Source organism: Stappia indica, from assembly GCF_020177335.1.
Taxonomy (GTDB): domain Bacteria; phylum Pseudomonadota; class Alphaproteobacteria; order Rhizobiales; family Stappiaceae; genus Stappia; species Stappia indica_B.
The window spans coordinates 1-13,152 of sequence record NZ_JAIVMG010000029.1 but is presented as its reverse complement, the minus strand read 5'-3'; the positions used below and the strand labels follow the sequence as shown (position 1 = coordinate 13,152).

General features: G+C 65.8%; 13 protein-coding genes and 5 pseudogenes. 7 read left to right on the top strand and 11 right to left on the bottom strand.

The window, feature by feature from the left end:
* Positions 1-103: 103 nt before the first annotated feature.
* Positions 104-616 carry a hypothetical protein gene (locus LC062_RS21035; RefSeq protein ID WP_224913108.1) on the top strand — a complete coding sequence of 171 codons (513 nt, stop codon included), beginning with the start codon at positions 104-106 and terminating at the stop codon, positions 614-616.
* The gene (locus tag LC062_RS21030) at positions 613-2,889 is read left to right on the top strand and encodes an AAA family ATPase (protein WP_224913107.1); all 2,277 of its coding nucleotides are present in this window, start codon (positions 613-615) and stop codon (positions 2,887-2,889) included. The genes LC062_RS21035 and LC062_RS21030 overlap by 4 nt, the downstream gene beginning before the upstream one ends.
* Positions 2,890-3,211: 322 nt before the next feature.
* On the opposite strand, the pseudogene LC062_RS21025 reads toward LC062_RS21030, so the two are convergent.
* A pseudogene (locus LC062_RS21025) lies at positions 3,212-3,526 on the bottom strand (integrase core domain-containing protein); the annotation flags it as partial.
* Between the two features lie 66 nt (positions 3,527-3,592).
* Positions 3,593-3,730 (bottom strand): annotated as a pseudogene (locus LC062_RS21625) (DUF6127 family protein); the annotation flags it as partial.
* A gap of 63 nt (positions 3,731-3,793) precedes the next feature.
* Here LC062_RS21625 and LC062_RS21020 point away from each other — a divergent pair.
* The 4 genes from LC062_RS21020 to arsH are packed head-to-tail and all read left to right on the top strand — an operon-like array spanning position 3,794 to position 6,288.
* Complete coding sequence (locus LC062_RS21020) at positions 3,794-4,117, top strand: ArsR/SmtB family transcription factor (RefSeq protein WP_224913106.1); 324 nt, start codon at positions 3,794-3,796, stop codon at positions 4,115-4,117.
* Positions 4,114-5,133: an ACR3 family arsenite efflux transporter gene (gene arsB / locus LC062_RS21015; RefSeq protein ID WP_224913105.1), complete on the top strand. Its 1,020-nt coding sequence runs from the start codon at positions 4,114-4,116 to the stop codon at positions 5,131-5,133. Before LC062_RS21020 ends, arsB begins: the two co-directional genes overlap by 4 nt.
* Entirely contained in the window at positions 5,130-5,561 is a 432-nt protein-coding gene (gene arsC / locus LC062_RS21010; protein ID WP_224913104.1) for an arsenate reductase (glutaredoxin), read from the top strand. Before arsB ends, arsC begins: the two co-directional genes overlap by 4 nt.
* On the top strand, positions 5,554-6,288 hold the full coding sequence (gene arsH, locus LC062_RS21005; protein ID WP_455678355.1) for an arsenical resistance protein ArsH: 735 nt from the start codon (positions 5,554-5,556) through the stop codon (positions 6,286-6,288). The genes arsC and arsH overlap by 8 nt, the downstream gene beginning before the upstream one ends.
* 36 nt (positions 6,289-6,324) lie before the next feature.
* Here the strand turns inward: arsH and LC062_RS21620 are convergent.
* The 9 genes and pseudogenes from LC062_RS21620 to LC062_RS20960 all read right to left on the bottom strand — a co-directional run bounded on the left by LC062_RS21620 (position 6,325) and on the right by LC062_RS20960 (position 12,504).
* Positions 6,325-7,485: pseudogene (locus LC062_RS21620) on the bottom strand (MFS transporter).
* Between the two features lie 217 nt (positions 7,486-7,702).
* Positions 7,703-8,299 (bottom strand): annotated as a pseudogene (locus LC062_RS20995) (cation diffusion facilitator family transporter); the annotation flags it as partial.
* A gap of 3 nt (positions 8,300-8,302) precedes the next feature.
* On the bottom strand, positions 8,303-8,707 hold the full coding sequence (locus LC062_RS20990) for an OsmC family protein (RefSeq protein ID WP_224913103.1): 405 nt from the start codon (positions 8,705-8,707) through the stop codon (positions 8,303-8,305).
* Positions 8,707-9,618, bottom strand: a complete 912-nt coding sequence (locus tag LC062_RS20985) for an MBL fold metallo-hydrolase (protein WP_224913102.1) — start codon at positions 9,616-9,618, stop codon at positions 8,707-8,709. Before LC062_RS20985 ends, LC062_RS20990 begins: the two co-directional genes overlap by 1 nt.
* A complete protein-coding gene (locus LC062_RS20980) occupies positions 9,615-9,851 on the bottom strand; it encodes a thioredoxin family protein (protein ID WP_224913100.1) in 237 nt (78 codons plus the stop codon). Before LC062_RS20980 ends, LC062_RS20985 begins: the two co-directional genes overlap by 4 nt.
* 12 nt (positions 9,852-9,863) lie before the next feature.
* The gene (locus LC062_RS20975) at positions 9,864-10,922 is read right to left on the bottom strand and encodes a permease (protein WP_224913099.1); all 1,059 of its coding nucleotides are present in this window, start codon (positions 10,920-10,922) and stop codon (positions 9,864-9,866) included.
* Positions 10,919-11,206, bottom strand: a complete 288-nt coding sequence (locus tag LC062_RS20970; RefSeq protein WP_224913097.1) for an ArsR/SmtB family transcription factor — start codon at positions 11,204-11,206, stop codon at positions 10,919-10,921. The genes LC062_RS20975 and LC062_RS20970 overlap by 4 nt, the downstream gene beginning before the upstream one ends.
* Positions 11,207-11,554: 348 nt before the next feature.
* Positions 11,555-11,812: a hypothetical protein gene (locus LC062_RS20965; RefSeq protein ID WP_224913095.1), complete on the bottom strand. Its 258-nt coding sequence runs from the start codon at positions 11,810-11,812 to the stop codon at positions 11,555-11,557.
* Positions 11,809-12,504: a YcbK family protein gene (locus LC062_RS20960; RefSeq protein WP_224913094.1), complete on the bottom strand. Its 696-nt coding sequence runs from the start codon at positions 12,502-12,504 to the stop codon at positions 11,809-11,811. The genes LC062_RS20965 and LC062_RS20960 overlap by 4 nt, the downstream gene beginning before the upstream one ends.
* A gap of 60 nt (positions 12,505-12,564) precedes the next feature.
* On the opposite strand from LC062_RS20960, the pseudogene LC062_RS20955 reads away from it, so the two are divergent.
* A pseudogene (locus tag LC062_RS20955) lies at positions 12,565-13,152 on the top strand (transposase); the annotation flags it as partial.

The window sequence follows — 13,152 nt, the reverse complement described above, 5'->3', positions numbered from 1 at the left end:
GCCGGCCGAGGCTCGCCGCCGTCTAGGCAGGCCCTTTCCAACACATCCCGATTTTCCAGTTCCGCCCGCGGGTTTCCCGACGGGCCAACAGGAGACCTTTGTCTTGTCTCAGCAGATTTCTTGTCATTCGCGCAGCAACGGTGCTGCCCCTTCAGTCCGTTCTTCCGCGCGCCCCGATCCCCTTCAGGCCGCACGCCCATTCTCATGGTGGCGGCAAGACGCCGAGCTCGGGGCAAGCGCGATCGATCTCATCGCCGCCTGCCTTGATGCCGCCCGTGCCACAGTGGCCACGATCATCTCGGACACCGACGATCTGCCGGGCTGCTACCAGGCTCTGGAAGACCACATTCGATCCGGTGGCATCGCTCATGGGGAGGATGGCACCCTCGACCTGCTGGCCTCCGCTCTGCTGGTGGCGATCGATGGCGCCAGAGGGCGCCTCGCCGAATGTGAGCCCATCACCCTCATGGATCTCTGCGCGCCAGTTGCCGGTGACGGTCTCGGGCCGCTGCCCGACCCGAGCATGGTCACCCAGGCGTACAGTCTGCTTCAGGATGCCCGCTGGCTTGCTGCGTTCAATCGTGGCGACGCCGTCTGCCGGGAGGTGCGCCAATGACCAGTGCATCCGTAACCGTAGAGCCAGTCGTTGACGCTCCGGAGAGTGATGCCGTCCAGGCGCGTCTGGCCCGCAAGGCGCCCGAGGCCCGGCGCAAGGCGCGTATCGACAAGGTCTTTGGAAGGCTGGCCCGCCGACTGCAAAGGCGGGTCAATGCCGAGGCCGACTTGGCAGGACACTATTCCAACCGCATCAACCGGGTTGACCTCAGCTCCGAGGATGGACCGGAAGACCAGGTCGATCTCGATCTTCAGGACGATGAGGATGCGAGTGCCGGGGAGCCGTTCCTCGATCGGGACGCGCTGCTGCTTCCGCCGGTACTCACCATGGTCACCGCGGCAGTGGCCCGGGCCATTGTCGACGCAGATGCGGGCAAGGCGACGCGGTTGTTTCGCCCGGCCCGTGTTGTTGCTTTCGAGGCCCCTGAGTCTTGGCAGGAAGGTGTGGAGTCCATCATCAAGGCATGCCTGGTTCCCCAGGGGTGGAAAGCGAGGGAGCATGCCTATCTTCGGTCTCATTACAGGCACAGCGGACCAGGCGTTGCACTCTTCAAGGACTCAGGACCAGGTGATCTACGATCCAAGGACATCGACGAGGACGGCAGCGCCCTTTCCTGGCTCGCCCTCTACCTGCACGAGCGCTATGCGATCTGCATCATAACAGAGGACTTCGATGCGCTCGCCGAGGAGGCAGGCGCGGCCTGCGACGTGGTCATGTCCCTCGGCACACTGGAAGTCGAGGATCTGGAACGCACGTTTCGCGCCTTGCACGACCGGGAGCTAGGTCTCGCAGAGGCTGTCGATCCGGAGATCCTTCGCTCCAAATCCGTCTTCGAGATAGGAACCGCCATGCGCGAGCGTGAGGCGCCGGCACGCACCCGTGCCCGGTTGCGCAGAATGCTCTCGGCCTCCGCATCCGCCCCGAAGACTGGCTCCAAATCTGGAGGCAAGACTGGCCCGATACCCCTGGAGGAGCTCATCGGCTACGGAGAGGCCCGCACGTGGGGGCTCGACCTGGCGCTGGACCTTGCCGCCTACCGCAAGGGAGAAGTCAGTTGGGAGGATCTCGATCGCGGGCTCGTGCTTGCCGGACCGCCGGGCGTGGGCAAGACAAGGTTTGCGGCGAGCCTTGCGGCAAGCTGCGGTCTCCATCTGGTCGCAACGTCGGCCGCTGCCTGGCAGGCCTGCGGTCATCTTGGCGATTACCTGAGAGCCATGCGGCGCGATTTCGATGAGGCGCGGCGGAAGGCGCCCTCGCTTCTCTTCATTGACGAGATCGACGCCGTTGGCAGCCGGACCAACTTGCAGACCCACAACAGCGATTATGTGCGCATGGCAATCAACGGCTTGCTCGAGCAGCTCGACGGCTTTGAAGCACGCGAGGGCGTGATTGTCGTGGGCGCTACCAACAACCCCGGCGTTCTCGATCCTGCGTTGTTGAGACCGGGCCGGCTGGAGAAGGTGATCGAGATCCCGCTGCCCGACGAGGAGGACCTGGCGGGCATCCTGCGGCAGTATCTCAAGGAGGATCTTCTCGACATCGATCTTGATCGGACCGCCCGGTTCCTGAGCGGGGCGAGCGGCGCGGACGTGGAGGCCCTCGTCCGCACGGTGAGGGCCCGGGCCCGACGGGCGGGCGAGCGTCTTTCGGAAAGACATCTCCAGGACGAGCTTCTGAAGCGGACCCCGCGTTATACCGCCGAGGAAAAATGGCAGATGGCCGTCCACGAGGCGGGGCACGCGCTCGTGGCCAATCTCTTCGGTCTGAAGGTCTACCGCATGTCGCTCGTCTCGCCGGAAACCGGACCACACGCCTTCGTGGGCATGGGGTTCTCCGCCGTACCCACCGTGGCAGACGTCGACATGCATCTCGCCGTCCTGCTCGCCGGCCGCGTCGCGGAGGAAGTGCTCAACGGGATGGCGTCCACGGCGGCAGGCGGACCGCGTGAAAGCGATCTCGCGCGCGCCAGCATCCTGGCGGCGATGCAGGAGATCTCCTGCGGCCTCGGCACCTCGCTGCTCTGGCGTGAGCCGCCCGAGAAGGCCGAGGCGCGGCTCGCCACCGATCCTCTTCTGCAGAACAAGGTCAGGTTCCGGCTGGAGGAGATCGCCCACCTCGTCCGGGGCATGCTCTCGACGAGGATGCAGCCGCTTTACCGGTTGGCCGCTTTCCTTGCCCATCGCGGTGAACTGGGAGAGGAGCAGATTGCAAAGCTGCTCAGCGATGTCGATTGTGGAAGTTCCGACGCGCTTCGGCGGAGTTTGTTGCACTAGGTGGGCTTCAGTCGAGGTTTGCTGCTGCCGACACCGACTATCAGAGGACAGTGTCATTCTGGCCGACCAGGATTGTGGAGCGGAATGGGCAATGCGTGAACGACGATACTCGCAGCCTCACAAACTGGCGCTAAGAGCCTCCTGACGTGCTTGTGTCCCGGGTCGCATAGGATGGCCAATTGAGGTCAATAAGCGGCTCAAACGGCCCTGAAACGACAAAACCCGCCCATCGGAGACGATCGGGCGGGTTTTCTGTATCAGCGGATCTGACGTGCACCCCGTCTTTGGATCGCCCCGAACCGGAACTTCCGGGGTATCTGGCTCAGGTGGCGGAAGGTGCCGATGAGCCTTTCATGAGCGATATCGGCGGCTTGTTGCCGATCGCGCTGTGCGGGCGGACTGTGTTGTAGTCCTTACGCCATTCCTCCATTTTCGAGCGGGCATCGTCAAGCGTCAGGAACCAGTGTGCATTGAGGCATTCGGCCCTGAACTTGCCGTTGAACGATTCGATGTAGGCGTTGTCGGTCGGCTTGCCCGGGCGGGAAAAGTCGAGTTCGACGCCGCGCTGATAGGCCCACAGGTCCAGGTCACGGGAGATGAACTCCGAGCCCTGGTCGACACGGATTGTCTTCGGATACGGGCCGTTGCCGAAGATCTTCAGCTTGATCGCGACGCCGGCGAGCAGCGCGAGCAGGACCGCGGTGGTGACGGCGCGGACGATGGTTTGCACGGCCGTGCGGCGCACGAGCCGAAGCAAATCCAGCATCGAGCGCAGGTCGCGGATGTCGAGCGCCGCCTCGTCGCCCTCTTCGCCCGTTTGGCAACGATGGCCACTCTGCAGCGAACACCATTGTGCTAGCCACTATTATCGTCTATCGACGATTAACGAACAGATGGATGGCTCATGCAGGATACTGACATCGAAATCGCTGAACTGGCCAAGGCGCTCGCGCATCCGGCAAGACTGCGCATCCTGCGGCTGCTGCTCGCCACGCCCGGCTGCATCGGCGGCGACATCGTGGGCGCTGTCGGCCTGGCGCAATCTACGGTCTCCGAGCACCTGCGCATCCTGAAGGCTGCCGGGGTCATCACTGGCGAGATATCCGGCCCGCGCATCTGCTACGCGCTGAACCCCGCTGCGCTGGAACCGCTGGCCGACTTTATCGGCACGCTGACCGCCCCATCCGCTGCGGTCTGCTGCGTGCCTGACGAAAAGGAAATTTCATGAACCTCTTCGAACGCTGGCTGACGCTCTGGGTCGCGCTGTGCATCCTGGCCGGGCTCGTCCTCGGCAACCTCGCGCCGGGTCTCTTCGGCGCGCTGGCCGCGCTGGAGGTCGCCTCGGTCAACCTCGTCGTCGCCGTCCTGATCTGGGCGATGGTCTATCCGATGATGATCGCGGTGGATCTCGGCTCGCTGAAGGCGGTGGGACAGCGCCCGAAGGGCCTCGTGATCACGCTGGCCGTGAACTGGCTGATCAAGCCCTTCACCATGGCGGCGCTGGCGGTACTGTTCTTCAACCACGTCTTCGCCGGACTGATCGACCCAGAGCGCGCGCCGGAATACATCGCCGGGCTGATCCTGCTCGGGGCGGCGCCCTGCACGGCGATGGTCTTCGTCTGGTCACAGCTGACCAAGGGCGATCCCAACTACACGCTGGTGCAGGTCTCGGTGAACGACCTGATCATGGTGGTCGCCTTCGCCCCCATCGTGGCCTTCCTTCTGGGCGTGACCGACATCAGCATCCCGTGGGAGACGCTGATCCTGTCGGTCGTCCTCTACATCGTCATTCCCCTGATCGCGGGTCTCCTTACGCGCCGGGCGCTGATCGCGAAAGGCGGCGAGGCTGCGGTGACCGCGTTCACGGCGCGGATCAAGCCGGCCTCGGTGGTCGGGCTGCTGGTGACCGTGGTGCTACTCTTCGGTTTCCAGGGGCCGGTTATTCTCGCGCAACCGCTGCTGATCGCGCTGATCGCAGTCCCGATCGTCATCCAGTCCTACGGCATCTTCGCCCTTGGATATGGATGGGCCTGGCAGTGGGCCGTGCCCCACCGGGTCGCCGCGCCCTGCGCGCTGATCGGCACGTCGAACTTCTTCGAACTGGCGGTCGCCGTGGCGATCGGGCTTTTCGGGCTGAACTCCGGTGCGGCGCTGGCCACCGTGGTGGGGGTGCTGGTCGAGGTGCCGGTGATGCTGAGCCTCGTCGCCATTGCGAACCGGACACGCGAGAGGTTCCCGGCGTGAGCACCTTCCCGGTCGTCATCCACCACAATCCCGACTGCGGCACGTCCCGCAACGTGCTCGGCATCATCGAGGCGGCTGGATACGAGCCGACCGTCATCGACTATCTGAAGGAGGGCTGGACGCGTCCGCAGCTTCTGGCCTTGTTCGCCGCCGCCGAGATCACGGTGCGCGAGGCACTCCGGGTCAAGCGCTCCCCGGCCGAGGAGTTGGGGCTCACCGCGCCGGACGTCTCCGACGACGCATTGCTGGACGCCATGACGCGCCACCCGATCCTCGTGAACCGCCCGATCGTTTGTACGCCGATGGGCGTCAGGCTCTGCCGCCCGTCCGAGACTGTCCTCGATCTGCTCGAGACGCTCCCTCCGGGTCCGCTCGCCAAGGAGGACGGCCAATTGATCATCGACGCCGAGGGAAACCGGATTGCCTGACACACCGACCGATCTGACAACACCACAGCTCGACGAGACGAGTTTCGCCGCCATCGACCGCGACCGGCTGCTGTCGCCTGCCATCAGCACGCATCCGCCCCGCATCCTGATCCTCTACGGCTCGCTCCGGGCGCGATCGTTCAGCCGACTGTCGGCCGAGGAAGCCGGTCGCATCCTCACAGTGCTCGGGGCGGAGGTCCGGTTCTTCAACCCCTCAGGCCTGCCGCTGGTCGACGACGGGGTGGATGCCAGCCACCCGAAGGTGCGCGAGCTGCGCGATCTGGTGGCCTGGTGCGAAGGCATGGTCTGGTCGAGCCCCGAGCGGCACGGCGCGATGACCGGCCTTATGAAGACGCAGATCGACTGGATTCCGCTGTCCGAGGGCGCCGTGCGACCGACGCAGGGCAAGACGCTGGCAGTGATGCAGGTGTCGGGCGGTTCGCAGAGCTTCAACGCGGTCAACCAGATGCGGGTTCTCGGGCGCTGGATGCGGATGCTCACCATACCCAACCAGTCCTCGATCCCCAAGGCGTTTCAGGAGTTCGACGAGGCGGGACGGATGCGCCCGTCGCCACTCTACGACCGGATCGTGGATGTCATGGAGGAGCTGGTGAAGTTCACGCTGCTCACGCGCGATCGGAAGGCGTATCTCGTGGACCGCTACTCCGAGCGCAAGGAAACGGCGGCCGCGCTCATGAAGCGGGTGAACCTCTCCGCCGCAACCTGAGCGCAGGGCGATGTCGCGAGGCCCGTTTGCGCCGCCTCATGTTCGCCTGAGGGCCAGCAGAGCGGTGAAGGAGGCAACCCCGATCCCGGCCGTCAGCCAGATCGCCGAGAGGCCCCATGTGGTCAGCGCGGCACCGAAGATCAGGGGCGCCGCCGCTTGCAGGATGCGGGCGGGCGCATTCAGCCAGCCGATCCGCCGCCCGTATCCCGCCGACCCGAACAACGCCAGCGGCAGAGTGCCCTTGGCTATCGTGAGGATCCCGTTCCCCGCCCCATGCAGGAGCGCGAAGGCATAGGCCGCGGGACCTCCAAAGCTCACCAGCGCCACAGCGGCGACGGGATGCGCCGCTGCCGCCACGCGGGTCGAGACGAGCGGGTGGAACCGGCGCAGCAGGCCGAACTCCAGCACCCGGGCTGCGACCTGCGCCGGGCCGATCAGCGCTCCTGCCGCGATGGCGACAGCCGTGCTGGCCCCGGCGGCCTACAGAAGGCCTGGCAGATGCGCGGCCATGGCGGTCGAGTTGAACCAGGTCGCGGCAAAGACGAATGCCAGCAGCCACAGCGCAAGGCGGGATGGCGGAGGGCCGTCCTCGACCGGCGTCGCCTCTCCGGCTGCCGTCCTAGTGCCTTTCGGCAGCCACGCGTTCAGCGGCAACGCCACTGCCAGATGGATCAGCGCCCAGCCGAGGCAGGCTTCGCGCCAGCCCCATGTCGCCAGCATCAGCCCCGAGAGCGGCCAGCCGACCGTGCTCGCGAACCCGGCGATCAGAGTGATGCCGGTGATCGGTCCGCGCGCGTCCTTGCCATAGATCCCCGCGAGCGTCGCGAACCCCGCCTCGTAGAGACCTATCCCCATACCGAGCCCGATCACCGCCCAGCCTGCGAAGAGGACCAGAGGCGTCGGAGCCAGCGCCAAAAGCCCGAGCCCCGCTGCAAAGACGAGGTTCGACAGCATCAGCACTCCCCGCCCGCCGACGCCGTCGATCCGCGCCCCGGCCCACGGTCCCACCATGGCCGAGACCACCATCGCCATGGAGAAGGCGCCGAAGACCCAGACCGGCGACAGGCCGAGATCCTCGGCCATGGGCACGGCCAGAACTGCGGGGATGTAGTAGCTGGAGGCCCAGCTGACGGTGAGGGAGGATCCGAGCGCGGTGACGATCAGGCCGCGCCGTGCCGGAGACAGTCGTGAAATCATGATGATGGTTCGATCGGGAAATGAGCGGCGAGGCAGCGCGCCCCACCGCAACGTTCAAGCCATCGAGGCCCATAGCTGGAACAGCAGCCCCGATGCGAAGGCGCCGGTCAGAGACAGGCCGATGTAGAGCGCAAACACCTGCGGCCGTGCCAGCGCCCGGATCGACCCGCTCGGGCACGCCGTCCAGGCTGAGGTGTAGCGCCTCGCGGAACAGTCCCCCAGCCGTGATGGCGATCAGCAGGCTGACGGCGATGGCGACGGCCGGATCGAGCCAGGTCCAGCCGGTCATCAGGATGCCCGCCGCCGCCAGCACCACAGCGCCCGAGACGACGGCGTCGGCCGCCATGTGCAGAAAGGCCCCCTTGGTGTTCAGGTCCTCCTTCTGCGCGCGCATGAACAGGAGCGCCGAGCCGGTGTTCACGCCGATCCCCACCAGCGCCACGATCAGGATCGTCAGCCCCGGCACCTCTTCCGGCGTCTGGACTCGCTGCGCCGCCTCCCAGATCACCCAGACGACGCCGATCAGGATGGCGAGCGCGTTCAGCATCGCCGCCATGATCGTGGCCCGGCCCAGCCCCCAGCTATGCGCCTGCGTCGCCGTACGCTTCGCCAGAACCGCCGCCGCCCAGGCGATGAGCAACCCCGCTACATCGGTCAGATTGTGCGCCGCATCCGCCAGCAGCGCCAGCGAACCAGTCAGAAAGCCCGCGACCGCCTCGACGATCACATAGGCGGTGTTCAGCCCGACGGCCCAACGAAAGGCCGGGCCAAGATCGGCAGGCGGCGCGTGATCGTGGGCATGGTCATGGGGCATGGATCAGACTTTCCGCCGGATCGTACCGACAAGCTCGGTCGCCTCGGCCAGCGTGTTCGAGATGGTGCCGTATTTGCGCAGGTTGCGGTGAAGCAGATCCAGTCGCTGGTCGCTCTCGTCCGTATTCAGAACGATCTCGTAGTCGATGCGCACCATCTTCGGCGGGCTGTCCTGCCGCACGCCATGCAGGCTGACCTCGATGCCGCGCAGATCGAAGTTGAGCATGGGCGTCACCCGCTCAGCCCCTTTCAGCAGGCAGGCGGCGAGGCTGGCCAGTAGCATCTCCGCCGGATTGAAGGCGTCGTCGCGCCCCGCCATGTCGGTGTCGAGCACGAGGCGCGCCGCCTTTGCCTCGGCTTCCGAGCCATGGCTGTCGATGCGGCGGGCGGTGACGCGATACTCCAGCATCACTCCCATTCCATCTGCTGGAAGGCGGTCTGCGCGTTGCGACCTGCCAGGCTGTCGAACTGTTCGAGATACGTGAAGGCCGCCTGGTCGACCCGCGGCGCCGCCAGAATGTCGCAGCCATCGTCCAGCAGCGCCCCGATCTGTGCGCGCAGGTTCATCAGGTAGTCGTAGGTGTCGGCGCGGGCGCGCTCCATCGTCGTCGGCCCGCCGTGGCCAGGCACGACATGGGCGGCGCCTGTCGCTTCCACCGCGAGATAGGCGTCGGGCCAGTGAGTGATGGAACTCTGCTCGCCCACGCCGAGGATGCGCTCGACATAGACGATGTCGCCGGTAAACACCGTGTCGCGCGCCGGCACCCAGACAAAACTGTCGCCGGGCGTGTGCGCGGGGCCCGGATGCACGATCTCGAAGATCAGGCCGCCGACATCCAGCGTATAGGCATCGGAAAAGGTCACGTCAGCGAAGCTGGGTTCAGTCCCCTCCAGCGTCGCGCCGATCAGCTGCGTCAACCCCGTCATCTGCATCGACGCCCGGGCCTGCTGGTCCTCCACCGCCGCGTCGGACGCGATCACCGTGGCCCCTTGCGCCTGCCAGTAGCCATTGCCGAGCCAGCGGTGATCCTGCCCGCCGGTGTTGATAACATGGGTCACGGGCTGGTCGGTCACGCTGCGGATCGCATCGTGTAGAGCCTCCGCGCCGCGCCACGAGCCGCCCGGATCGATCAGCACCGCACCGGCATCAGTGACGACAAGGCCGAAGGTGGCGTTGTTGCCGAGGTTTTCGGGGCTGCGCTGTTCCTTCTCTCCGACGATGGCCCAAACGCCCTCGGTCACAGACCGCACGTCGAGGACTTCGGCTGCCACGAACGTCGGCGCGACGACGACGAAACCGGCGATGAGGGCGCGGATCATGCGCGGAGCCAGCCTTCGAGTTTGGCCGCATCCGGCAGCCCCCCGGCATGAACGAGCTTGCCGTCGACCGAGATGCCCGGCGTGGATATGACGCCCGCCATCGCGATGGACTTCGCGTCGGTGATCTTTTCGACCTCGACGGCGACGCCGAGCTTTGCGGCGGCGTCCTTGACCATGGCTTCGGTGGTTTCGCAGCGTTTGCAGCCGGGGCCGTAGACCTTGACGGTTTTCATGGGCGTGTCCTTTTAGAGTATGGCGTTGAAGAGAAAGCCGGTGGCGAGGATCCCCGCCGAGACGACCGCGATGAAGATCGCGATCAGGCGAAGGGTCAGCACCTGCTTGAGAATGATCATCTCGGGCAGGCTCAGCGCGATCACCGACATCATGAAGGCCAGCGTCGTGCCAAGCGCGGCCCCCTTGCCCAGCAGCGCCTCCACGATGGGAATGACACCGGCCGCATTCGTGTACATCGGCACGCCCACGACGACGGCGGCGGGCACCGACCACCAGGCCTCGCCGCCCATGATCCGCAGCATCATCTCTTCGGGAACGTAGCCGTGGATCGCGGCGCCGATGCCGATGCCGATCAGCACCCAGATCCAGACCTTGCCAACGATCTCGCGGACCTGTTCGGCGCCAATCTTCAGCCGATCGACGAGGGTCAGACGTTCCTCGGGCAGATCGCCGACGGGGCCCGCGTTCAGCTCGCGCACCCAGTCCTGCAGGTAGCGCTCCAGACCCATGCGCCCGAGGACGAACCCCGCGACCGTGGCGATGGTGAACCCAAAGACGAGGTAGATCGTGGCGATCTGCCAGCCGACGAGGCCATAGAGCAACCCGAGGCCCACCGGCCCGACCATCGGCCCGGCGATCAGGAAGGAGAACGTGACACTCAGCGGAATGCCCGCTGAGACGAAACCGATGAAAAGCGGCACCGAGGAGCAGGAACAGAACGGCGTCAGCACACCGAGAAGCGCGGCAAGCGGATAGCCCCAGATCTCACGTTTTCCCGCCAGGATGGCGCGGGTCTTCTCCGGGCTGAACCAGCTGCGCAGCACGCCCGTCACGAAGACGATGCCAGTGAGCAGCAACAGCACCTTCGGGACGTCATAGACGAAAAAGGCGATGGCCTCGCCGGTGTGGCTGTCGCGCGCCACCGGGAACAGCGCCGTCACCCATTCCGAAATCGGGATCAGCTGACCGTAGAGCAGGTAGAGGACAACGCCGACGGCGGGGGTGCCGACATACCAGAGCCAGTCGGGCGCGCCGCGATGCAGGGCGGGGTCATGTGTTTCGACGGTCATGCGACCTTCCTTTCGAGATTGAATTCGGCGGTCAGCACAGCGTCGATCACGGCCGCAAGTTCGGGTGCCAGGTCAGGGTTTCGGCGGTAGCGCACCCATTGCGCGTCGCGCCTGTCCAGCACGAGACCGGCCTCGCGCAGCACCTTCATGTGCCGCGACATCCGGCTCTGGCTCGCGTCGAGCCTCGCCATCAACTCGCAAACGCAATGCTCACCCCCATCCCAGAGAAGGGCGAGCGCGGCGCGGCGGGTCGGGTCGCAAAGGGCGGTCAGTACATCCTGCATGGCGGGATGATTATGCGTCGGTGCGCATATGCGCCTTGATCCATATCAAGCCCTGCCAATCTCCCGCGCGCGCGACATGAGTGTTGACCACGGGCAGCTAGGTCCGGGCGCCGACAGGCGCTGGAATTGCGCCGGAGTGGATCGTCAACATCCCTTGGACCTGGCGCATCGAGCTTAGATCACGGCGTGGATCCGCACGCACGCGCCTGCTCCCTCATCACGGCATAGTCGGCCAGCATCTCCGCAACCGACGATCCCTCCGGCAGCAGGGCCAGTTCCTCGGCCGCCCGCACCTGGAACTCACGGCCATACTCGACCACTGGCGGGCATGTCGCCTGCCTCCCGTTCTCAGAACGAACCGTCGCGCAGCCGCTCAGCAAGCTCGTTACGATCGCGAGGGCGGCGAGCTGCTGCTTCCAGCATCCGGCGTTGGACGTCATTGACCTTCTCCATTGTCTCAAGGCGTTCGGCGAGGCGTCCCGCTCGCTCGCCGAACCGCCGAAGCGACAGCAGGAACAGGAGCACGGCGAGGACGATGGCGCCGTAGCGCAGCGCCGCCCGCGTCCACGGGCTGGCGGCGAACCCGGTCAGAAGCGCGGCGATCACCGCCGCCCCCGGCGCCAGTCGTCGAGGCGGGCATAGATGGTGACCGCGATGCCACCGAGCGCCACGGCGATGAACACCCAGCGCAGGGTGTCGAGATACGGGACCAGCGGCAGGACGGCGCTTTGCGTCTCCGCCAGCACCTGCTGGGCGACTTCCACCCCGGCCGCGCCGAGCGTCGCGACACCCGCCGCGCCGCCGCCCTTCATGGTGCGGCTCTTGGCCAGCACTTCGCGCACGGGCGGCGTCTCTTCGGCGAAGGCACTAGCCCGGACCGGGAACCGTTCGCCCCACTGGCGCGCGGGGCCGAGGTCGACGTGGATGAAGCCCGAGCGCGGGTAGAAGCCGAAGCCGAGGAACCCGACCTCCTGTGCCGCGGCCTCGAACGCCGCCGGGTCGTGGTTCGCCATGGCGATGTCAAAGGCGGCGCCGTCGAGGTGCTTCGACCGGGTCGCGCCGCCGACCGCACGGTTGTGCTCGGGGCTGCGATAGGCCGAGCGGACGATCAGCGGCTTCCCAAGCCGGTCGCGCAACGCCTGCAGCTTGTCGAGCGCGGGCTCGTTGATCAGCAGCTTGCCGGTGCCGCGGCAGGCGATCTCGGCTGGCGAGAAATTCGGCCAGCGCCAGGTGCTCTCTGGCACATCACGCCAGTGGCGGTGGAAAGAGTGCTCTGATCCCCGTAAACTGGATCGCATTTGGTTAGAGTTTTCCGCTTAGGGTTCCCTGGCTGGGATGGAGCGGAGAGCGATGAAGGCATCGAAGTTTTCGCTTCGCGGTCCTTCGGTTCGGACGCGCAGAAGGCATTCATTCTGAAGCAGGGCGATGACGGCGTGCCCGTGGCCGAGATCTGCCGCAAGGCCGGGATCAGCCAGGCGACCTATTTCAACTGGAAGAAGAAGTATGCTGGACTGTTGCCAGACGAGATGCGCCGGCTGAAGGCCCTTGAGGATGAGAACAGTCGGCTGAAGAAGATCGTCGCTGACCTGACGCTCGATCGCGAGATGCTGCAGGACGTCATTCGCCGAAAGCTTTGAGGCCTGCCCGGAAGCGCAAGCTGGTCGACGGGATGCTGGTGGACTGGGGGATATCGATCAGACGGGCCTGCAAGGCACTGAAGTTCGACACCTCTACTTACCACTACAAGTCCCGTCGCACCGGGCAGGCCGCGCTGGAACGAAGGATCAAGGAGATTTGCGAGACGCGGGTGCGCTACGGCTACCGGCGTGTCCACGTGCTGTTGCGTCGTGAGGGGTGGACGATCAACATGAAGAAGACCCGTAGGATTTACAATGAGTTGGGACTGCAGCTCAGGAACAAGCAGCCCAAGCGACGGGTGAAGGCCA